The 24015-nt window shown below is 40.1% G+C and carries 19 protein-coding genes; all 19 read right to left on the bottom strand.

The window, feature by feature from the left end; genetic code table 11:
- Positions 1–3: 3 nt before the first annotated feature.
- Positions 4–1437, bottom strand: a complete 1434-nt coding sequence (locus C0213_03720; GenBank protein AUX11546.1) for an amidophosphoribosyltransferase — start codon at positions 1435–1437, stop codon at positions 4–6.
- Positions 1413–3638, bottom strand: a complete 2226-nt coding sequence (locus C0213_03715; GenBank protein AUX11545.1) for a phosphoribosylformylglycinamidine synthase subunit PurL — start codon at positions 3636–3638, stop codon at positions 1413–1415. The genes C0213_03720 and C0213_03715 overlap by 25 nt, the downstream gene beginning before the upstream one ends.
- The gene (locus tag C0213_03710; protein AUX11544.1) at positions 3628–4305 is read right to left on the bottom strand and encodes a phosphoribosylformylglycinamidine synthase I; all 678 of its coding nucleotides are present in this window, start codon (positions 4303–4305) and stop codon (positions 3628–3630) included. The genes C0213_03715 and C0213_03710 overlap by 11 nt, the downstream gene beginning before the upstream one ends.
- Positions 4302–4562, bottom strand: a complete 261-nt coding sequence (locus C0213_03705; protein ID AUX11543.1) for a phosphoribosylformylglycinamidine synthase — start codon at positions 4560–4562, stop codon at positions 4302–4304. The genes C0213_03710 and C0213_03705 overlap by 4 nt, the downstream gene beginning before the upstream one ends.
- Positions 4555–5280, bottom strand: coding sequence for a phosphoribosylaminoimidazolesuccinocarboxamide synthase (locus C0213_03700; protein ID AUX11542.1), 726 nt, complete (start codon positions 5278–5280; stop codon positions 4555–4557). Before C0213_03700 ends, C0213_03705 begins: the two co-directional genes overlap by 8 nt.
- Before the next feature lie 112 nt (positions 5281–5392).
- Positions 5393–6688 (bottom strand): adenylosuccinate lyase, encoded by a 1296-nt coding sequence (locus tag C0213_03695; protein AUX11541.1) that lies wholly within the window; start codon positions 6686–6688, stop codon positions 5393–5395.
- A complete protein-coding gene (locus C0213_03690; GenBank protein AUX11540.1) occupies positions 6685–7836 on the bottom strand; it encodes a 5-(carboxyamino)imidazole ribonucleotide synthase in 1152 nt (383 codons plus the stop codon). The genes C0213_03695 and C0213_03690 overlap by 4 nt, the downstream gene beginning before the upstream one ends.
- Positions 7820–8305 carry a 5-(carboxyamino)imidazole ribonucleotide mutase gene (purE, locus tag C0213_03685; GenBank protein AUX11539.1) on the bottom strand — a complete coding sequence of 162 codons (486 nt, stop codon included), beginning with the start codon at positions 8303–8305 and terminating at the stop codon, positions 7820–7822. Before purE ends, C0213_03690 begins: the two co-directional genes overlap by 17 nt.
- 222 nt (positions 8306–8527) lie before the next feature.
- Positions 8528–9247: an aquaporin gene (locus C0213_03680; protein AUX11538.1), complete on the bottom strand. Its 720-nt coding sequence runs from the start codon at positions 9245–9247 to the stop codon at positions 8528–8530.
- Between the two features lie 24 nt (positions 9248–9271).
- A complete protein-coding gene (glpO, locus tag C0213_03675; GenBank protein ID AUX11537.1) occupies positions 9272–11098 on the bottom strand; it encodes a type 1 glycerol-3-phosphate oxidase in 1827 nt (608 codons plus the stop codon).
- Between the two features lie 11 nt (positions 11099–11109).
- Complete coding sequence (glpK, locus tag C0213_03670; protein ID AUX11536.1) at positions 11110–12627, bottom strand: glycerol kinase; 1518 nt, start codon at positions 12625–12627, stop codon at positions 11110–11112.
- A 174-nt stretch (positions 12628–12801) separates the two neighbouring features.
- Entirely contained in the window at positions 12802–13983 is a 1182-nt protein-coding gene (locus C0213_03665; protein ID AUX11535.1) for a penicillin-binding protein, read from the bottom strand.
- 234 nt (positions 13984–14217) lie between these two features.
- Positions 14218–15009, bottom strand: coding sequence for a hypothetical protein (locus C0213_03660; GenBank protein ID AUX11534.1), 792 nt, complete (start codon positions 15007–15009; stop codon positions 14218–14220).
- 22 nt (positions 15010–15031) lie between these two features.
- Complete coding sequence (locus tag C0213_03655; GenBank protein AUX11533.1) at positions 15032–16678, bottom strand: hypothetical protein; 1647 nt, start codon at positions 16676–16678, stop codon at positions 15032–15034.
- A 149-nt stretch (positions 16679–16827) separates the two neighbouring features.
- On the bottom strand, positions 16828–17199 hold the full coding sequence (locus C0213_03650; GenBank protein AUX11532.1) for a MarR family transcriptional regulator: 372 nt from the start codon (positions 17197–17199) through the stop codon (positions 16828–16830).
- Positions 17200–17230: 31 nt separating this feature from the next.
- Positions 17231–18124: a cell surface protein gene (locus C0213_03645; protein ID AUX11531.1), complete on the bottom strand. Its 894-nt coding sequence runs from the start codon at positions 18122–18124 to the stop codon at positions 17231–17233.
- 326 nt (positions 18125–18450) lie between these two features.
- Entirely contained in the window at positions 18451–19506 is a 1056-nt protein-coding gene (locus C0213_03640; protein ID AUX11530.1) for a hypothetical protein, read from the bottom strand.
- Positions 19503–20582 carry a cell surface protein gene (locus C0213_03635; protein ID AUX11529.1) on the bottom strand — a complete coding sequence of 360 codons (1080 nt, stop codon included), beginning with the start codon at positions 20580–20582 and terminating at the stop codon, positions 19503–19505. Before C0213_03635 ends, C0213_03640 begins: the two co-directional genes overlap by 4 nt.
- Positions 20579–23836: a hypothetical protein gene (locus C0213_03630; protein AUX11528.1), complete on the bottom strand. Its 3258-nt coding sequence runs from the start codon at positions 23834–23836 to the stop codon at positions 20579–20581. Before C0213_03630 ends, C0213_03635 begins: the two co-directional genes overlap by 4 nt.
- Between the last annotated feature and the right edge of the window lie 179 nt (positions 23837–24015).

Here is a 24015-nt window from a genome sequence, read left to right as displayed (position 1 = left end):
CGATTACTCCTTATCTTGTTTTAAACTCGCTTGATAATCTGCTTCATAATCGTATAGCGGCGTTGGATAATCGCCGTTAAAATACGCCATACATAACCCCGAATACGGTGCATCTTGGTGTAAGCCAATCGCATCAATCAAGCCTTCTTGACTCAAAAAGGCCAACGAATCGGCACCGATTGTTTCACACATTTGAGCGACACTTTGGCGCGCCGCAATTAATTCTTCGCGCGTTTGAATGTCAATCCCGTAAAAACACGGGTATTTCAATGGCGGTGAAGCAACACGTAAATGCACTTCTAGCGCCCCAGCTTCTTTTAGCCGCTTAACAATATGCTTGCTCGTGGTGCCACGAACAATTGAATCGTCAACTAACACAATGCGTTTACCCGCCACAACACTTTTAACAACCGCTAACTTGCGATTAACACCTTGCTCCCGCAGTGCTTGCGTCGGTTGAATAAAGGTTCGACCGACATATTGGTTTTTAACCAAGCCCATTTCATACGGCAGGCCACTAGCTTCTGCATACCCGCTTGCTGCGGAAAGTGATGAGTTAGGCACCCCAATCACCATATCAGCCTCAACGCCCGTTTCCACCGCCAATCGTTTTCCCATTCGCTTGCGTGCCGCGTGGACATTAATCCCACAAATATCAGAATCTGGTCGGGCGAAATAGATATATTCCATCGAACAAATTGAATGGGTCGTTTCGGTCGTAAAGAAATCCGCATGCAAGCCATCTCGATCAATTGTCACGATTTCACCGGGTTGGACGTCCCGAATAAAAGTCGCTTCGACCGCATTCAGCGCACACGTTTCACTGGCAACGACGTACGCCCCATTGGCCATTTGCCCAATCGATAATGGTCGAAAACCATTAGGATCAAGCATTGCAATCAAGGAATCCTGTGTTAATAAAACGTAAGCAAAACCCCCGTGAATTTGGTTGAGAGCCGTTTTAAGCTTAGTGTGTAAATCCGAACCAGCCGCCCGCCGAATCAGATGCATTAAAATTTCTGAATCAGAACTAGATTTTAAAATGGCACCCTCGGCTTCCAATTGACGCCGTAACGTAACCGCGTTGGTTAAATTACCGTTATGCGCTAACGCAAATTGACCATCGGCAAAGTCAAACAAAAAAGGTTGAATATTTTCAAGACCATGGCTGCCGGCGGTTGCATACCGAACGTGGCCGATCGCTGCTTCGCCGGTTAATTGGGCTAAGTTTTCTGGGTTCCGGAAAACATCAGCTAATAAACCACGATCGCGATAACCTAGTAATTGACCATGATCATTAGTAACGATTCCCGCCCCTTCTTGCCCGCGGTGTTGGAGACTATGGAGGCCAAAATAAGCTAATTGATTGGCATCTGGATGGCCCCAAACCCCAAAGACACCACATTCTTCATTTAAGCTTCTGATTTCATTAAGCATGGTAAAGCCGCCTCCCAAGCATCCTTGGCCGCTTCAACGGTCAAGGCAATCGTTTCATCTTTCGTTTGAATATGCATCACCGGTTCAGCCGTTACCCGACCAATCAATTGAGCTGATTGGTGGCTAAGCTGTTCAAAAGCAGCTTGGTCGACCGCTTTAACCGTCACAATAAATCGCGATTGCGTTTCGGCAAATAATTGACGACTAGCCAAATCTACTTGTACGTGATACCCCAAACCTCGCTTGAAGGTTGCTTCAGAAAGGGCCACTGCTAAGCCACCTTCTGCTAAATCATGTGCACTGGCAATTAAGCCCTGTTGAATCGCGTGTAAAACAAGGTCCTGGTTAGCTTTTTCCGTAGTTAGCGAGAAGTGCCCCAGTTGGCCCGAAATAGCCCCTTGTTGCATTTTTTGTAATTCACTACCAGCATAATGATCGTCAGTTTCACCAATCAAATAAATTAAATCATCAGCTTGCTTAAAATCTTGCGTGGTAATGTCTTTGATATCTCGAATTAAACCGACCATCCCAATCATTGGTGTGGGGTAAATCGCTTCTCCGTTAAATTCGTTATATAGTGAGACGTTTCCCGAAATCACTGGGGTGCCAAAAGCCGCACAAGCCGCAGCAATTCCTTGGGCGCTCTGATCAAATTCCCAGAAAACAGCTGGTTTTTCAGGATTACCGTAATTCAAACAATCCGTAATCCCTAGCGGTTGTCCACCAGCAGCGACAATATTTCGAGCAGCTTCAGCGACTGCGATTTGACCGCCCACGTGGGGATCTAGATAAAGATAGCGGCCGTTACAGTCAGTCGTCATCGCAAGCGCCTTTTGGGTCCCACGAATCCGCACTACGGCTGCATCGCTCCCTGGTAAAACAACGGTATTGGTTTTTACTTGGGCATCATAGTGGCGATAGAATGAACTTTTATCTGCGATTGTTGGTTGTTTCAATAGTGCCAACCAAGTTGCCTGAGTGTCCGTTATATTGGGTACATAAGGCGCTTGGGCGGCAAAAGTTGCTAAGCGTTCTGGTTTTGCTTGGGCCTTATGATAGACCGGTGCGGCATCCGTTAAGGCCGCTACTGGTAAATCAGCGACCAATTGGCCTTGGTGCCATAGTTGGTATTGTTCTTTGGTTGTCACTTCACCAATCCGAACGGCATCTAAGTCGTAACCTTTAAATAAGGCAATCACTTGCTCTTCATAACCGGCCTTAACACATAAAGCCATCCGTTCTTGCGATTCGGATAACATGATTTCATAAGCGGACATATCGGTTTCACGTTGCGGGACTTGGTCCAGGTCTAAAATCATCCCGGTCCCCGCTTTAGCCGCCATTTCGGCAGTTGATGAAACTAACCCGGCGGCGCCCATATCTTGAATCCCGACTAACCAATCTGAATGTTGCAAAATTAATGCTAAGCAAGCATCCATCAATAATTTCTCCATGAATGGATCGCCGACTTGAACCGCTGAGCGTTGGGTTGCTTTCCCTTCTGCAAATTCATCCGATGCAAAGGTGGCCCCATGAATCCCATCGCGGCCCGTTTTGGCGCCGACATACAACACACTATTGCCAGCCCCTCGCGCTTTACCTTGTTGAATATCTTTTTGTTCAATCAAACCAACACACATCGCATTCACCAGTGGATTGGCTTGATAGCATGGATCAAAGCTGATTTCCCCGCCGACGGTTGGAATCCCAATACAATTACCATAACCGCCAATCCCAGCAACCACTTCCTGGACCAGATACTTGGTTTGATTATCATTGAGTTCCCCAAACCGCAAACTGTCTAGAATGGCGATCGGCGTTGCACCCATTGAAAAAATGTCGCGGATAATCCCACCGACCCCAGTAGCGGCCCCTTCATAAGGTTCAACAGCAGAGGGATGATTATGACTTTCCGCCTTGAAAACAACAGCTTGACCATCACCAATATCTAAAATCCCAGCCCCCTCACCGGGTCCTTGTAGCACGTGGGGGCCATTCGTTGGAAATTTTTTAAGAATCGGTTTGGAGTTTTTATACGAACAATGTTCACTCCACATAACCGAGAAAAGGCCCGTCTCTGTGTAATTTGGCAATCGTTTTAAGATTTTAGTACAAATCAATTCGTATTCACTATCGGTTAAGCCCCATTGTTGGTATAACTTGGTTTGTTGAATCTCAGTTGCCGTTGGATTATTCACCATGCGTTGCTACCCCGCTTTTCAAAATTGATTGGAAAACACCTAGGCCATCCGCACTGCCTAATAAAGCTTCAACGGCGCGTTCTGGATGCGGCATCATCCCTAAAACATTTCCCGCTTCGTTCGTGATGCCCGCGATATTGTCTAAGCTGCCATTAACGTCGGTTGCATAAGTAAATGCGATTTGGTGGTTGGCGTGCAATTGAGCCAACGTTTCTGGATCACAATAATAATTACCTTCACCGTGAGCAATTGGTAGCGCAATTGTGGCCCCTTTTACATATTGATTTGTAAAACGTGTGTCGCTGTTTTCAACCTGTAAAGCTACCGTTTCGCAAATGAAATGCGTTTGGCGATTAGGCAATAATGCACCTGGTAATAAGCCCGCTTCCGTTAAAATCTGGAAACCGTTGCAGATTCCTAAAACCGGTTTGCCCGCTTTAGCAAAAGCCACCACCGCCGTCATAATCGGCGCCAATTTGGCAATCGCGCCACTGCGTAAATAATCGCCGTATGAAAACCCACCTGGAATCAACACCGCATCAAAACCGGCTAAGCTGGTTGCTGTGTAAGAGACATACGCCGCTTCTTCATGGCAGACATCGACAATTGCGTGGTATAAATCGGCATCACAATTTGATCCTGGAAAAACAAGCACTGCAAATTTCATTTTGCACCCTCCACCAATTGTAAGTCGTAGCGGTATTGTTCCATATTTGGATTAGCTAATAGTTGATCACAAATTGCTTCAACCTTATCAATCACAGCGCCTTGATCCGCACCGGTTACTTGCATTTCGAAAAACTTACCAATCCGCATTTGACTAATCCCTTCAAAGCCTAAACGTTGAAGCGCCCCTTGAACCGCTTGACCTTGTGGATCTAGAACTGAATCTTTATAGGTGACATAAACTTGCACGTTATACATTTGCAAAACCCCCAATCGTTTTTGTTAAGCGTTGTAAAACCGTCTCATAGACCGTGACTAAGTCGCCCTTATTCTGGCGGAACACATCCTTATCTAATGATGCGTGTGTTTGTTGATCCCAAAGCCGACAATTATCTGGTGAAAATTCATCCGCTAAAATTAACCGTCCTTGGTAGCGACCAAATTCCAATTTAAAATCAATTAAATCAATACCGATTTCAGTGAATAACTTAATCAATAAAGCATTGATCTGCTTCGTCATAGCTTCAATCGTAGCCACTTCCGTTGGCGTCACCAGTTTCAAAGCCGTTGCTTGTGAGATATTAATAGCCGGATCATCCAAAGCATCATTTTTGTAATAATATTCAATAATCGGTTGGTCTAATCGTTGTCCCAATGGCTGACCAAACTTCCGGGCAAAGCTACCGGCAACAACATTTCTCAAAACTACTTCCAACGGGATAATGGTGACCTTTTTGACGAGTTGTTCGGTTTCTGAGATATTTTTAATTAAATGGGTTTCGATGCCTTGTTGGCTTAAATAGGCAAATATTAATTTTGAAATTTCATAATTAACGGCCCCTTTACCAGTAATCTGTTCTTTACGCTTACCATTCAAAGCTGTCGCTTGATCCTTATAAATCATTTTTAAGACTTCGGGGTCGTCAGTTGAAAATAAGTCCTTGGCTTTCCCAGAATAAAGTAACGTTTCGCTCATCGTTTCTTCCTCCAATAGACATATTATTTTATAAAATAATTAATAATTGTTCGTTTTTATTTTTGCCATAAAAAAACTTTGAAATGATTACTCTTTCAAAGTTCGTTTATTTTTAACCCAACCCGACACGTTCAAAAATTTCGGCCACGTGGCGAATATGATAATGATAGTCAAACGCATCATCCAAATCGGCCGGTGTTAGAATGCGCATTACTTGTTCATCAGCTTCGAGCAACGGTCTGAAATCAATTTGTTCATCCCAAGAGCGGGCTGTCTTCGGTTGAATCAAGTCGTAGGCCGCTTCTCTTGAAAGGCCGTGATCAATCAACTTCAATAACACACGTTGACTGTAAATCAAACCAAAAGTCCGACCCATATTGCGTTTCATATTTTCTGGGAAGACCGTCAAGTTCGTCATAATTTTTGTAAACCGCTTGAGAATATAATCTAATAAAATAGTTGTATCCGGTAAAATAATTCGTTCAGCAGAGCTATGTGAAATATCGCGTTCATGCCACAGGGACACATCTTCATAAGCCGTTACCATATGCCCCCGAATGACGCGCGTTAACCCGGTGATATTTTCCGAACCAATCGGGTTGCGTTTATGCGGCATTGCCGAAGAGCCTTTTTGCCCTTTAGCAAAATACTCCTCCACTTCACGCGTTTCTGATTTTTGCAGACCACGAATTTCAGTTGCAAATTTTTCGATAGAGGTGGCTAATAACGCCATCTCAGCAACATAAGCGGCGTGTAAATCTCTCGGCAATACTTGGGTTGAAATCTCTTGGGCCCGAATCCCCAATTGCTCACAAACATAACTTTCAACAAAGGGGGGAATATTCGCAAAAGTCCCCACTGCCCCGCTAATTTTACCGGCTTCAACACCTTCAGCTGCTGCTTCAAAACGTTCTTTATGGCGTTTTAATTCGGAATACCAAAGGGCTAATTTCAACCCAAAAGTTGTCGGTTCGGCGTGCACGCCATGGGTCCGCCCCATCATAACTGTATCTTGATAACGTTTAGCTTGCTTGGCAATCACGGCTAACAAAGCATCGATATCAGCTCGTAAAATGGCATTCGCTTGTTTCAATAAATAGCCGTAAGCTGTATCAACGACGTCAGTAGACGTTAACCCATAATGAACCCATTTCCGTTCAGCGCCTAGTGATTCCGAAACAGCGCGGGTGAACGCCACCACATCATGCCTTGTTTCCTGCTCAATTTCTAGCATCCGGGGAATTGAGAATTGCGCGTTGGCTTTAATCTTAGCGACATCTTCTGCTGGAATATGCCCCAGTTTGGACCATGCCTCATCCGCCAAGATTTCAACTGCCAACCAAGCATTGTATTTATTGTGGTCGGTCCAAATCGCACCCATGTCAGGATTTGTATAACGTTCAATCATTTTATCTGCTCCTTTGGTAATGCCCAAATTTGTGTTGCCTCAATCTCAGCAAGTGTTTTACTTAAATCATCGCTCAACAAGGTAACATGCCCCATCTTCCGATTTTCTTTGCGCTCAGCCTTGCCATAATCGTGATAATACCAATCAGTTGCTTGGCAGCTCTTGGCTATTGCGCCTGGCACATCTTGGCCCAAGACATTGACCATTACCGCCGATTGCCAAAGGCGCGGCGTTTGGAGCGGCCAATTGCAAACCCCGCGGATATGCGCCATAAATTGCGATATATCACAGGCTTCAATCGTTAAATGACCTGAATTATGCGGTCTTGGTGCGATTTCGTTCACAAACAGCTGGCCAGCTGGCGTTACGAAGAACTCCACACCAAGCGTCCCCACCAATTCTATTTCCGTCGCAATTTTCTGCGCAATTTTCTGAGCTTCTTGTGCAACCGCCGCCGGGACCCGCGCTGGGCAAATACTAATATGTAATATGTTATGCCGGTGTTGGTTTTCAATTACTGGAAAAAGTGCCTGCTGCCCTGCCCAGTTTTGGCTAATCATGACTGAAACCTCTTGTTCAAACATCACCATCTCTTCTAACACACAAACGCCAAAATCCAAGAGCTCCTTAGCAGCTTCAATATCGCTAGCTCGTCTTAAGACAAATTGCCCTTTACCATCGTAACCACCTCGGGCCGTTTTCAAGAGACAAGGTAAGCCAATCTCGGCAACCGCCTTAGTTAAGTCACTAATCGAAGTCACCACTTTAAAGGCGGCGTGCGGTAATTTCTCGGTTGCTAAAAATTGCTTTTCCAAAACCCGATCTTGGGCAATTCGTAACGCCTTGGTCCCTTGGGGAATTTGTGTTAACCGTTGCGCTTTTTCAATCGTTGTGGCGTCCACATTCTCAAATTCATAAGTCACCACATCCGAACGTTTCGCCAATTCAATGATTTGATTCTCGTCATCGTAAGCTGCGATAATTTGGTCATCCGCTACTTGGCCGGCCGGACAATCAACTTGCGGATCAAGCACAATCACTTTAAAACCCATCGATTTAGCGGCCAAAGTCATCATCTGTCCTAATTGGCCGCCCCCAATGATCCCGATGACCTGGCCTGGAAGAATTTGCTTAGTTAAGTTGGTCATTACTTGCCACCGCCTTTTGATGAAGTGTTTGGCTGTATTGTACTAATGCCTTCTGATAAATCGGTGTTTTAAGCCCACAGATTTGGGTTGCCAATAAACCTGCGTTAATTGCTCCCGCCTTGCCTATCGCTACCGTCGCTACTGGGACTCCACTTGGCATTTGGACCATTGATAATAATGAGTCCATCCCATTAAGTGCCTTGCTTTGAATTGGGACTCCGATGACTGGCAGAACCGTGTTAGCTGCCAACATCCCTGGTAGATGTGCCGCACCTCCAGCGCCCGCAATAATGACTTGATAACCTTCTGGTGCTGCGCTTTGCGCAAATGTAGTCATTTCCATTGGCATCCGGTGTGCCGAAATGACTTTTTTAGTATAACTCACGTTCAAATCCGCTAAAATCTGAGCTGTTGCTTGCATTGTTTCCCAATCAGAAATCGATCCCATTACAATCGCTACATCCGTCATTCAATTGGCCTACTTTCGTAATTGATTATGGTTTGATTTTAACAACCATAACGTCATAAGTCAAAGGGGAATCCGTATTATTTAGTTATATTTTTATAAATTATACGTGTTATTTGCAAGATGATTATAAAATAGCTTTTAAAAAATATCGTTTATTTAAAAAAAGCGAACAAAAAAAGAGTGATTCATCATTTAATGAATCACTCTTTTTAAAGATATTTATTAAGGTAATAGCACAAATAATAATGCCCCTAAAATCCCACCAACGAAGGGACCAACAACTGGAATCCAGCTGTATTGCCAGTCAGAATCACCTTTATTGGCAATTGGTAATACCGCATGCGCAATCCGCGGCCCTAAATCCCGAGCTGGATTAATCGCATAACCGGTCGTCCCACCAAGTGATAACCCGATTGCTGTAATGATGACACCAACTACCAGTGGGTTTAACCCTTCGGTAAATTGGCCCCGTGTTAATGCTAATAATGCGTATACTAAGACAAACGTCCCAATAACTTCACTCATTAAGTTCGCAAATGGACTTCTAATTGCGGGACCAGTTGCAAAAGTCCCCAAAATTGCCGATTGATCATCGGTGGCTTGCCAATGTGGGTAGTATTGAATCCAAACAACAACTGCCCCCAAGAAAGCCCCGATCATTTGCGCAATGATAAATGGTAGTACAACAGACCATGATACTTTACCGATAATTGCAAAAGCGAGTGTAACTGCTGGGTTTAAATGGGCCGGTCCCATAAATGCTGATGCGTAAACACCTAGCGTTACGGCAAACCCCCAACCTAACGTAATTGCAATCCAACCGGCACCATTGGCCTTAGTCTTTGCTAAACTAACACCAGCAACGACCCCGTCCCCTAAGAGGACTAAAATAAATGTCCCGACCAATTCGCCGAGCGCTTGGACCATGATTGAATTATCCATAAGGTTTCCTCCTTATTCAACTCACTATTTTAAATAGTCGAGTTGTGCTTCAGCGATTGCGGCATCTAATTGCGCTGTTTGACGTTCTTTTTCAGCAGCATCCCAATTCAAGAGACGCGCCATTTCATTGACAACTGGTTGTTTGATGGCTGCCAATTGATCATTGTGGAATAAAACAAAGTTTGTTCGGCGCAATAAGTAATCAACTGGTGTTAAAGTCATTTCTTCGTTAACTGAGTATCTTAAACTAATGGTTTCTTTCAAATTCAAGCCTTCAGCTGTCCCTTGATCTGCATATGAAACCACCCGGCTAACGTTTGAACCAAAGCGGTTAGCTAAATCAGTAGCATCATCTTCTGAGATACCTTTGCTCATTGCCACTTTTGCGTAGAATTTCAATGTATCTTCAACGTTATTAGGATCAAAATGACCACCTGATACTTGTAACTTCTTAGAATCGATTTCACGAACCGTTTCATTGAAGTCTTTCTTCAAGATATCACGAATCATTTCTAATGCGCCGGCAGCCATCTTACGATAGTCCGTAATCTTACCACCTGATAAAGTCATTAAGCCGTTTTCAGCCACTTTAAGTGAACTCCCACGTGAGACTTGTGAAGGGGTAACTGTTTCTTCTGCATGGGCTGTTCTTAATTGACTGATTGCCTTTTCCACATCCGCACGGGCAGCCGTCTTGTTTTCGTAATCATCAACCGTCTTAATTAAGTTATTGAATGATTCTTCTGAAACCTTCCCGCTATTAGCGCCACCACCGTTATAATCAGAACTACCATTATTGGCGATTAATGGTCGTAATCCGGCCCAACTTGCTTCAATATCGTCTAATGCGATATCAACGTTAGGATAACGGTTATTGATAGCCTTTAATAAATAATCAACGTCTGTTTGTTCAACGCGTGGGTGTTTGTAATCACCTGTGTAGTCTGTATCAGTTGTCCCGAAGTATGTCTTACCTTCGCGTGGCACAACAAAAATCATGCGACCATCATGGAGACCTGAATCAAAATATGTTGGTTGTGGTACTGATAAACGGCTGCTATCAACGACTAAATGAATCCCTTTAGTTGGCCGCAATGTTTCTTGGGCTTTCACTTCAGTATTCAACGCGTTAACTTTATCAACCCAAGGGCCGGCTGTATTAATAACTAATTTGGCATGAATATCGAATGTTTCATCCGTCAAATCATCATGTGCTTTCAAGCCATTCACGCGGCCGTTAGCATCATAAGTCATCCCGACTGCTTTAACGTGGCTAGCAACTAATGCACCTAATTCATCAGCTTCCTTGATGTTTTCAATAACTAAACGGGCATCGTTATTAACGAAGTCTAAGTAAACACCAGCCCCTTTTAAGTTTTCGGACTTCAAACCAGGTTCGCGTTGGAGGACTTCTTTACGATCAATTGTGTAGTTAGCATATTGCGTGCCAGTCACTCCAGCCAATTTATCATATAAATCCATCGCAATTTTAACGCTGAACATATCGTAAGTTGCTTCTGGTTCATCATAGATTGGTAAAAGCATTGGCGTAGGCCGTGGAATGTGAGGTGCGATGCCTTGAACAACGGCCCGTTCGCTAACAGTATCAGCAACAACCCCGACATCGAAAGTCTTCAAGTAGCGAATCCCACCATGGACTAACTTCGTTGACCGTGATGATGTGCCTTCTGCAAAATCTTGCATTTCAATTAAACCGGTTTTAATACCAGATGCGGCGGATTGAATTGCGACCCCTGCACCAGTGATCCCACCACCAATGATTAATAAATCAAGTTGTTCGTTCTTTAAGTTTTGAATGGTTTGTTGACGGCTATCTAATGAAAATGTCATAATAATCCTCCTTATTCGTTCATCTTATATGGACGATGTTTGAAAATTTTTGTTGCTTCAATTGCTTGTTGCCAACCAGCATATAGATCTTCACGTTCTTCTTCTGGCATATTAGGTTCGAAACGTTGCCCAACAGAGAAAATTTGTGCTAATTCGTCTGTATCTTGCCAGAAACCAACAGCTAGGCCAGCCAAGAAGGCAGCACCCATAGCCGTTGTTTCTAGGTTAGCGGCTTTTTCAATGGCGCTATTTAGAATGTCTGCTTGGAATTGCATGAGGTAGTTATTATTAGCAGCACCCCCATCGACACGCAGCATCTTGATATCAATCCCAGTATCTCTTTGCATGGTTTGAACAACGTCACGTGTTTGATAAGCTAATGATTGCAGTGTTGCTTTAATAATATCCTGACGGTTCGTCCCACGCGTAATACCGAGAATTGAGCCCCGTGCTTCAGCGTCCCAATAGGGTGCGCCTAAGCCGGTAAAGGCTGGTACAACGTAAACTTCGTTTAAACTTGTTGAGGCTTTAGCAGCAGCTTCAGAATCCGAAGATTTCTCAACTAATTGCATACTATCTCTTAACCATTGAATGGCTGACCCAGCAACAAAGACTGATCCTTCCAAAGCGTAGTTCACTTTACCATTGATTGAATAGCCGATTGTCGTTAATAAATTATTTTCAGACATCGTTGGCTTTTCACCCGTATTCATCACGATAAATGAACCTGTCCCATAAGTATTCTTAACCATCCCAGGTTGTAAGGCTAATTGACCAAACAAGGCTGCTTGTTGATCGCCGGCCATCCCTGAAATTGGCACGCTACTACCATAAAAATGATAAGGTGCCGTTTCGCCATAAACTTCAGAATTTGGTCGCACATCAGGTAACATTGCTCGTGGAATATTGAGAATATTTAAGATATCATCATCCCAATCCAAGTCGTGGATGTTAAAAATCATCGTCCGACTAGCATTGGTATAATCAGTGACGTGCGTTGCGCCCCCAGTTAGTTTCCAAGTAATCCAGGTATCGATTGTCCCAAAAAGTAATTCGCCCTTTTCAGCACGTTCTTGTGCGCCTGGTACTTGGTCTAAGATCCAACGAATCTTGGTTGCTGAGAAATAAGCATCAACAATCAAGCCTGTCTTTTTATGGATTAAATCTTCGTAGCCATCTGTCTTAAGTTTTTCAGCAATGTCGTTAGTTTGCCGCGATTGCCAAACCACCGCATTGTAAATTGGTAGGCCGGTTGCCTTGTCCCAAATAACGGTTGTTTCACGTTGATTAGTAATCCCAATCCCCGCTATTTGGTTGGGTTGAATACCAGATTTAATAAAAGCGTTTGCAATAGTTGATAAAACGGCGTTCCAAATTTCATTCGCGTTATGCTCTACCCAACCGGGTTCCGGAAAGTACTGTGGAAACTCACGTTGCGCATCCGCGACTTTTTGACCATCATGGTTAAAAATAATCGAACGCGTACTCGTCGTCCCCTCATCAATCGCAAGAATGTATTTTTCAGTCATTTTAATCCTCCTTTAACAAAATTTCTTTGGAAAACGTTTCCTTGTTTTTTATTATAGAGTACCGGTATCCAAAATGGAAGCGTTTTGCCCAAATTAAATTTCGCACAATCTTTCCAGGGGGTTAAAAGTTGCAAAAAAAGACGGTTGAGCCCTTCGCTCACCGTCTTTTTAAGGTTATATATTGGCCACTAATCGACTGTATAAATCACTATTCATCTTGCTTAATGACGTTTTATCGTTCTTAACATTTGAAAATAATACGATATAAATTCGGCCACCATGACTGAAGCCGTTTGAAACACTCCAACCAGAGAGATAACCACGATTGACAATCAACGCTGGATCATTGTACATGCCCATCCCATAATGAGAATCACTACCTGGCTTAAACATCAAAGCGGTTTGTTGCTGGTTAATTAACTTATGCGTCCAGAGCGCCTTATCAAAACGATACATATCCATGGCCGTCATATACATATCACCGACACCATAAAGTTGACTAAAGTTCGGTAACATCTCGGCTTTTTTCACACCGCCCTTGATTTGATACCCCACAGATGCATTGGCTAGTTGCGGATATTGCGCGGACATAAAGCCCGTATGCACCATCTTACTTGGTTTGATAATCTTATTTTGTAAATAATCTTGGTAGTTTTGATGACTGACTTTTTCTAAAATCTTAACAAGCACAATATAATTAGCATCTAAATAATGCCAAGTGCCTGGTTGCCCCTTAGTCCCGTTTTCAATAATTTCAGTTAACAATTGATCACTCGATTTTTCCTGGTTATCCTGATCACGCCCTACAATACCGGAAGTATGGTGCAATAAATCGGTCAATTTGATCTGCTGACCGTTAGGAAATTGGGGTAAATATTTCGCCACTGGATCAGTCACCTTTAATTTACCTTGCTGATTTAATTGTAAAATACCAGTTGCAATCAGTGCCTTTTCAGTTGATGCAATGGGGTACAGTGTATCGGGGGTATTCACTCGTTTGGCCGCTTCATTAGCAGTACCATACCCTTTATTAAGCATAATTTTGTTATCTTTAACGATTAATGCCGTGCCCGAGAAGTTAACTTGCTTAAAATATTGATCTAACGCATTATCAGCAACCACTGTAGGCATTGGCTTAGTTGCATTTTTTACACGCATTTTTTGCTTGGCGCTACTTTCTAATTTATCCTTTGCCACCTGTTCACTTTGGCGTTTTCGTTGTTGGACCTGTTTTTCAACCTTTTCTTGTTGAATTGCCTTTTGATTTAGTTGATCTTTAACAACATAACCACCAGCACCAAGCGCCCCCAATACAATAACGATACTACTGATAATCATTAAATTTCGCTTAGTCATCTCATTGCCCTCCCAATTGCTAAGTTTCACTCATTAATAATAATGTACAATACTTATGCTAGCATTAGAAGTGACAATATTGTTATCTAAAAAAGGCGCTACAAAAGCGCAGTCAACACCAAAAAATTGGTATTAGCTGCGCTTTAAATTTTTATACTAAAAATTATCAATTGTGAGCTGCTTCTCACCAAATCAAAATAGACAAATTCGAAATCATAAGCCATCAGTGAGTACTTACGCTTTAATGACAAGTATTGGCGTTGCCTCACTTAATAAGTCATCACTCATCTGATAAACTCTTAATATCTCACCTTCGACTAAAGGCTCATTTACTTTAACAGAATATTCGCCATCACTTGCGACAATAGCTCTACCAATCTCAACACCATTTATATTTTTTACCAAAATAGTGTTGCCAGGCGTCCCTGTACCAGTCACAATATCTTGATTAGCTTTTACTGGATCCACAGTCGGCTTATCCGGCATTTTAACCAAGCCTTCTCCTTTTCCATACGACAGCATCATGGTCACATTGGCACCTTGAAATGTTTCTAATTTTAAGGTGATTTTATAAGTTTCATCTTTATCGGGCGTAATTACTTTGGAATACTTCTGACCTCCAGCCGAAGTAGGCGTATTAATTCGTTCTTCTCCATTAAAATCAATGTAGGTGTTTTTTAGGTTCACGTTACTCATAGAGATATAATAATTCACATCTAATTTGTAAGTTTTCCCTTTTTCTAATTTAAACCTTTTAACCGTGGTCAATTTAGTTTGGTCTAAATTACCAGCATTAATTCCAACTGAGTATTGTTGCTTATTAGCATCATATAATCCTTGACGAAAAAGCTCATCTACCGGTATTGCCGAAGGCGTCTCATATTCCAAAATATTCCAATTCGCATTAAGACTATCAGCTTCTGAACTACAAGTTGATGTATTTATACTAGCTTTAGCACCAGTGGCATTCACAATAAAATGTGAAAAGGCAAGCATTAACAGACAGCAAAAAAATATTTTTCGCAATTGTACTTCCCCCATCTTCAATTTATTTTACTGTAACTTCTGACTTAGCACTATCTAAACCACCACTAATACTATAAACAGTCACTTTAGCACCTGATACAACTAAATTAGGATCTACTGATTGTCGAAAATCGCCATCTGAATCTGCTATCGTCCGATATTCAGTAGCACCAACTTTAATCACTACTGTAGCACCTGCATCCGCAGTGCCACGAATGGAATTATCTCCTTCATATACAGTATTAATTACAGGATCTTTAGGATAAATCTGAACATGCTTAGTTTCTACACCTGATGCGCTTTTAGCTGTTACTGTAACGTCTGTGCCAGCCTTATAAGTTGCACCTTGCAAATCTACTACAAAATTACCATCACTATCAGCTTTACCTTCAAAGTCTCGATCGCCAATTACAACATGAATCGTTGCATTTGGAACAGCTGTTCCTGTAATGCTAGTAGAATTAGTTTTAATCTCTTTAACAACTAATTTTGTTGATGCCTGAACATAAGTTGTTGTGGTATCGCTTTGAACACCATTATATTCCTGATACGCTTCGATTGGTGTGTTAACGGGATAATTTTTTTCAATATTAACAATAAATTCTCCCTTATCAGAAATCTTCGCATGGAAATGTGCCCCATTAATATTGAGATAAATTGTTGCGCCCGGGGTACCTGTCCCAGTTACAACAGTATCTGTATCAGAAACTGTATTTAACTTCGGCATTTCCAAATATTCAGGTGCAGCAACTGAACCGGTTACATCATCACTTTTAACCCCATCTTTTTCTTGGTATACCGTGATCGATGTTCCCAATGGATAATATTTGTTCGTTAAAACTGTGAATTGACCATTACTATCAACAGTCCCTTGGTAGTGATCATTGCCGATTAGTAAATACACAGTGGCACCTGGAACACCTGAACCTGTCACTTTTTGATCATTAACAGTTACTCTATTTAATACCGGCTTGGCTAACTTATCGGGTGCAACGACAATCGCATTTATAGTATTGCTCTTAACCCCATTTTTTTCTTGATACAATGTGATAGCGGTATTGGCAGCGTAATTTTTATTTAAAGAAATTTTATAATTCCCTTGGTTATCAACGACACCATTGTAGTTGTCACCACCAATTGTTAGATGGATAGTGGCGCCCGCAACACCAGTACCAGTAACGTAACTATCCTGACTCGTAATTTTATTAATGGTTGGTGCTTCTATAGTATCGCCTGAAACAACTTTAAAACTTAAAAAGTTAGAAGCCGACATACTTGTTCCTAAACTATAAGTCTCACCAACTTTAAAAGGTGTATTAATCTTAATGGTCCCCTGTAGACTTTGTGGCAGTGTATACACGGGATGACCCGAAGAATCTCTTAAAACAAAATTTTGTCCCGGGAAGGTCAGATTGTAATAAATGCTCAATTCCGTCGTTTTATTAGTGATATTACCATTAACTAAGTGATTAGCTTGTAAGCTCCTAAAAGTTCCCGAATAGAAATCAGGCCCTTTAGTAAAATTAAAATCTTGTAACTCATTACTTAATAGTTTTGACTGTACTGTTTGTATTTTAGATGAAGCTTCAACTGGTTGTATTCCAGTCGCTAATCCTAATACAGAGGCGCTCGCAACACTTATTAGAAGACTACTCGTAAATTTATTCATAATGATTAACTCCTTTGTCTAATTAATTATTTGTTATATCATCTATTCGTTATAACAAATATAATTTAGCACATTGGAAATTCGCTTTCAACACTTTTTTGTTATACTAACAATCAATAATAACTAATACAATTTAGTTGTTTGCAACTTTATCTAGAATAAATATTATTACTCGAGTGTTCATGAAAATCATCAACTTTTCTTCGCAATTCATTATAAATTTGCCTACCCTGATTTGTTACTTTAATATGAACAAGTCGTTGATCTTTCAAATCATTTCTGGATTTTACAATCATACTTTTGGATTGCAAAGCCTTCAATTTTCTAGAAACAGCGGGAGTTGAAACCTTAAAGATATCTGCTAAATCTGTCGGTGACGCACCTGGATTTACAATCAATTCTTCTAATAATAGAAATTGATCAAAACTAATATTGTATTGATTTGTTATATTATTTAAAACACTTATTAGACCTTGTACTTCTATATACCAATTACAGTAATCCGTTTGTTCAATGTCCATATTAACGGCACCCCCACACACTCACTACTAATTATTTACCAGTAGATAATGTCCAAGTTAAATTAGCTGTATAAATTGCATTACCAACTGCTGTAGCACTTGGTAAAATCAACTGAATATCTGCAGGGTTCCAGCCAAGTACATTAGCACCAGTACCTTCATTTTTTGCGGCAGTTGCTACTTGATGGTTCACGTCTTTTGAGCTCATGTCCAAAGCAAAACTCTTGGTGATATCATTAATATCCTTATCACCTTTATCAGCTGCATTGGTTGCACCAAAATCAGTCGCAAATGTTGAATCTTGCGCTTCATTTGTTAAACCAAAAACATCTGTTGTCCGACCATAAGTTGTATTTTTGAACAATAATTGTGCGTCGGTTAACTCTTGTCCGCTCACTGATTTCAAGGCATCATCTGCTTTAACGTTTAATTGCCAATCACCAGCTTCTTGCGTTGTTGCTTGATCAAAGGTTGGTAATTTATCACGTGTCACTTGTTTATCAACAACCGTTACCCATGCATCGCCTGCAAGCCCAGCTTTAGTTAAAGCCGTATCTTTTGTATTCAAAATACTTGTTTTATTTGCATCTGTATTATCATATGATACATGTTGGTTATTACCTTTATTCGCATAGTTTTGGCCATCAGCTGTGAAAGTTGTGTATGCAGTATCAAACTTAGCATGGTTACCAAAGTCCAATACGTGTGGTACCATCTGAAGGCGTAAGAAACCAGTATTAGGGTTAGGATTGTTGTCCCCAAAAGAAATCCCAGCTGTTGTTGTATCATTTTGTGGCAATGGTACCCCGCCGTTATCGACTGGTGTCCCTTCATGTGTTGCAGCAAATGTAGCAGTTGGTACAGCAAAGATTGATAAAACTGATGCACTGATTAATACAGCACTTGTTAAATTATTGAATTTCATGTTGAAATTCCTCCTTTAAATAATTTTACGACAATGTCGTGTTATATTTTTATAACTCAAACACCTTATCAGGCGCTGAGGTTATAAACGTGCGTTAGGTGGTGCGTCTCTAGCTCAAATATCTTGAGCTGTCCAGTAGTTAAAGCAACAATATTATTGTCTAGTTGCCTAATGTGATCGTTGTAAATGAATTTAATTCTTGCTGAAACTTAATTGCAGCATATAGGCTACTGCAGAAAATGATTGATAACACTATCGTCAGCGCAATCAGTCCCCACTTAACTTTTTGATAATTATTTTGGTTAACATAATGGATAATCGATAACTTATTCACGTAAATAATCCTTCTTTCTTTCCCTAAACCGATAAAATAATGCCATTAAAATTGATAACATTAGTACGGAAATTGTGATTTCAATTAATTGCTTCTTCTTTTTTAGGTACTGATCGTTATTCATGTTGATAAACCGTGCTTGATTTTTAGTAATTTTGACATATTGACTAGTCGTCCAGTGGTAACGCTCGTTATTAGTCGTCATTGTTAACTTATATACACCCGGCACTAGCCGTTTGCCCCCTAACAAAACATCTTCATAGAATTTAGAATTAGGCGCAATCTTAAGGTCTTTTTGCGTCATCTGATAGTTAAAAAAACTATATCTTTGATTAACAAGCCTTAGCGTGATTTTTGTTTCTTTTAAGTAAGTTGCGTCTGGATTAGTTAGTCGAATACTAATTGCTGGTTTTTTATTCCCAATTAATCGGACTTTAATTCCGCTAAGATTTAATTTCTTTAATGCTTTTTTCGATAACGATTTTCCTTGCAGGATAACCCCAATTGCATAGTTATATTGGTTTTGAATGCTACTTTGTTGGTTATTGATGCCACTAGCTAATACATTAACTGCCGTTGCCTTTTGCCCCCTAAAGGTCGAGGCTAGCTGATTAATTTCTAGAGCTACTTCCTTCAACTGCTTTGGTTTTAATGTTATTGCTACTGGCGTTTTAATTAACTCTGAACCAGGTTCTTTTAGTAGTGTTGGATCAACTTTATTTTGGCCAGTATAATCAACTGAGCCATTATCATTAGTCGTCGCATCAACAACTCTAAATCTAACTTTTAGTGCCTGATTAGTTGGATTAAATAATTTAAGCTTCTCATATCGCTTTTTCCGTTTATTTGCGGGCAACACGTAGTAGCCAAGGTGTGATCCCCCGATATTATCACTTGGTAACACCGGTAAAACTTGAACCGTTATTGGTTCTACCTGACTTTTAGGCGCTCTAATACGATTAGATTTAGCACTAACTTCGGCACTATCTACTATAAAAATAACCGTAATCACTAAAATAAAAACTATAAATTTAATGCCTTTTTTCACTTTGTAACACCACTAGTCAATAAGAGCTTTAGTAATTCAGTTAACGCCACTAATAGTAGCGCACCGCTAGCAACACTTACGTACAACCATTTATTCTTAGGTTGCTTAATCGCTAATTGATTAATTCGTTGCGCATCTTTCTTGTTAACAACAAATGTTTTTTTGAAAGTCCAAATCATTGGTAGGTGATTCCAATCATTTTCGCCTTTGACTTTAACATTGATATTATATTTACCAGGTTTTAATTGATCGTAAGCCCAAGTAATAGGTAATGTTATTTTAGAATTTGGCGCTATTTTACTCTTGGTTACATTAAAAACATGTTTTGAAGAATACAATCCTTCTTTTGAAACAACAGCTTGCATGATGACATTTTGCAGTAACATGGGTTGCGTATTGCGTAAATCAATTCCCATCGCTGCATGTTTTTCGTATAGTAACTCTTTTGCTTTATCAAATTTCAGTTCTGGGTAAATTCGATAATGATTGCCCCGAAGTGCAATGCCAACAGAGTACGCATAATTACTTGAGACTGCAGAACCGGCCCCCTTATCTTTCATGTACTCAATAAACTGCCAATCACCATAAATCATTCCTCTAGTTTGATCAACGGGCATCTTAACAGTAGCCGAAACATCTCGTACTTCTTGCGGTCCTAAGTTAACGATCCGGTCCTCTTTACGAACCTTAGCAATTTTGGTTAATGGTATTTTCAAACTAGAATCTAAGTTTCTTGTTTGTGTCGTAAAATTAAGCCCTCCACCAATTTGGGTATAACTATTACGAATAGCTGTTTTGACCGTAATTTTATGATTTGTAAAATTTTGGATTCGCATTTTAAGCGTTTCAGTAGTCCCTGGCTTAATTTTTAAGTCAAAATACTTCAAATCATTATTAACTTGCGACTTAGTTTCTAAACGTTGAATTTCAAAATCACTATTTTGCGTTTGAGTCGTTGCTTCCGTATCAATTTTAGCCGCAGAAAAACAAGCCATTGCTATCGTAGTGCTTAGGCCAATAATTTTTATCCAATTTTTCAAAGTGCTTACCTCTTTATAATTTATAAACTTGATCATGGTGCAACAGTTAATGTCCAAGTTAACTGTGACGTATAACGGGTTTTATAGCGTTTAGTCGTTGCTGGGACATGTAAACTAATACTATTATCGGCATCTTTTTGATCACCAAATTGATAACTATAGGTTGAAAATCCTGGGTTATCATACTGTTGATTTTTATTATTATCACCATTTCCAGCTACATATTTCCCGTTCTTATGATAATTAACGAGTGTTTTTAAGGGCTCTCCTGGCGTCAATTGAAACTGATTGATGACATTACTTTGGTCAGTCGCTGTATTTTGACTGTCAGTCACCAACTGACTAAAACTAGCATTTTTAAATCGTAATTTTGCTCGATCCAATTGTACTGTCTGCTGGTTGCCTTGATTATTAGCGATACTAGCTTCAAATTGCTTATTTTGTTTAACTCCTAATGACCAATCTTTAACCCCGTAATAATCTGAAATCGTTATATTATATGGTACTTTTTGACCTTGATTATCTTTTAATGCTTTAAGGTAGTATGTTGCATCACTCGGATTAGCTAAGTATTCCCCGAATTCAAACTTTTTAGGCGCTGAGAAGTTTAATCCTGAACGTTCATAACGGATAGTATAGACTTGCGGTTTCTGATCAATAACGGGGTCAATATCTTGTGGCCGATAGTAAGTCGCATGACTCAAATCCAGTTCATCCGTGTAATCTACTGCGACATAATCTTGAATGTATGCTGGTCTAATTTTATTAGGATCCTGATGACCACTCGTTTCATTAGAAGTTAACTCCGAAACTTTTTTTCCAAACGGTCCAGTCACAATTACCTCTTTATCTCCAATTGATTGACCTGTTTTACGATCAATGTAGCGAAATGTAACTTGTCCCATTCCGGATTTAGTAGTAATTTTAGTATCATTTGATTTGATTGGTGCTGTCACACCAGCTTTAGCATTATATGTGCCGTTATTAATGATGACTTTTTTTAAATCTGGTGTCGTAATCTTCATTTTATAAGTGACGATAACCTTATCGCCTTTTTCAAAATCTATTACGTTACCATTAGTTAATTGAAGCCGGTGATTATTTTTGAATTCATCCTGACCTGCTTGATTGACATTCCAACTAATAGCACTGCCTTGTTTAGGTGTATATTTAATCTGAATCGAATCCTTGACGAGTTCCAAATCATTAGTTTGGTCCGTAATTTTCTCAAGGTAAGCTTGTTTTTGTGTGCTAGAAAAATCGTTAATCGTAAACCGATACGAGATGACATCACCTTTATTACCCTCTGTCACCTCACCGAAATCTTTATCGGGTGTCGTTTCATTCTTTAGTTCATGTTTAATTTTAGCCGCTGGTACGACTAGATTGAGGTCTGCATAATCTGTCCCCTTAATTGAATCACCCGCATTGGATTGTCCAATAACACTAACCGTATTTCTGATGACCTTACTTTTAGAAGCGTTAACAATTGCGCTGAATGCTACCTTAACTGACTCACCTTTTTTCATCGGATTTAGTTTTAAATTTTTCAAATCAGTCACTGTCTGTGTTGTGCCATCGCTATAGCTCACTGTGATTGGGCCATTCAAATTTAACTCGGCTGGCAAATTATCAACCAACGTGCCTGATGCAAAGCCACTAGGTGAGTTGGCATCTACATGATAATTAATTTGATATGATACTTTATCACCATTAGCTGCTTGCGTAGTTGATTGATAATTCTGTTCTTTTTGGGAATCATTACGGACTAATTTGGTGACTTGATCTAAATAGTTAGCTTTTTCAACATAAAATTTCACAGTAGCTTGGCGCTTAAATGCTTGCCCACCAATATCATCTATGCAGTCTAAATTGGCTGTATTAGTTACTTCTTTACCAGCTGCTTGCGGGGCTATTGAAGCATCATATTCAATTGAAACTATTTTGTTATCTGCGACTTTGTCCTTCACATTAATTAGTAGCTCTTTTGTAGTCGTATTATAAGCTGATTCTGGCACCTTCTCTTTAGAACCATCAGCTTTTACTAATACAATACTGCTTGGATCAAGTTTAAAATCATCAGTTATTTGATCCTGTATCTTAATGCCTGAAATTCTATCTTGAAACCCAAGGTTTTTTAACGATACATCAAACTTTACAGTGTCATTAATGCGATTTTTACCATCTTTAGAAGTTAAATTCTGATACGTTTTGGAAAATACGGGGCGCACTATTTCACCAATTAAACCCTGTATCCCGTGCACAACGTGATAAACACCACCTGGTGCTAGCGTTTGATAAGGCCATTTCAAAGTATAAGTTGTATCATTGCCCGCCGGAATGACGGTTGCACCAGGGGTTAACCCAATTGGTGTATTAACAATCCCTTGACCATTAAAAGTAGCGCCTGAAAATCCCGATAACCATTTTTGGTTTAAAGGACTGCCTACAAAATCACTAGGCCCGTATTGCTGATCCATTTCCAACAATAATTTATACTTTCCAGCAGCACCTTCCAGATACAAACCTTCATTATTGCCTAATGATTGCATTGCTACTCGATCATCTTCAGCTACCGCAACATCTCCACCATAAAACACCCCAAAAGATTCATCCGTAGTCCCAATATTTTTAATAAACATTTCTTGATTGACAACTACTTTATCAGTCGTTTTTTCAGGTCTCAATAAGATTTCTATAATAAATTGATGCCCGTCACGATTAAAATCTCCCATAATTTTCATAACCGTATTGTTACCGTCTTGACCAAGATAATATTTTTTATTTTGTAACTTATTGATCAATACAGAATACTTCGAAATTCTTCCAGCAGGGGCGTTCGGATCAAAGACTAACCCAAAGGCCATTGAATTACCGTTAGCATTAATTTTGCTGGCACCATTATAATAAATTGATTCAATTTTATTATTGTCCAAAATACCAACATTAGGTTGTCCATTAATTATCAAACCTGTAGAACTATCAATTTTACTATCCTGACTACTATCTTCTCCACCCACCAGGGTCCCAAACGAATATATTAACCCTTTATTTGGGTAAGATGGTTCCATAATTGAACTAGCAGTTGTTTTCCCCGATTCTTTCCAATTAGTGATACCATCATCGATATCCGTACTTTTGACATCTGTGAGTTTGCTTTTGGTATTTTTGATAGTAACTCTTTCTTGTGATGTAGCATTATTAGTTTGTCCTAAAACTATTTTGTTACTAATTTGTAAAAACAAAATTAAACTCATTATTATCCAAAAAAAGTATCCTAATCTTTTCATTATTAAGCCTCTTTCGTGTCGTATCTCAGGAGTTGTGAACTTTTCCAAAATATGTTGGCTTGCATATATCAGTTATTTACAAATCCCTTATTGACAACATTCCCAAAATTTGTTAATGTTATTGACTGTAAGGAAGCTAATTGAATCATAACTCCTGAGTTATGATTCAACTCACAATG

The organism is Latilactobacillus sakei (assembly GCA_002953655.1).
GTDB lineage: Bacteria > Bacillota > Bacilli > Lactobacillales > Lactobacillaceae > Latilactobacillus > Latilactobacillus sakei_A.
This window is presented reverse-complemented; position numbering and strand designations above follow the sequence as displayed.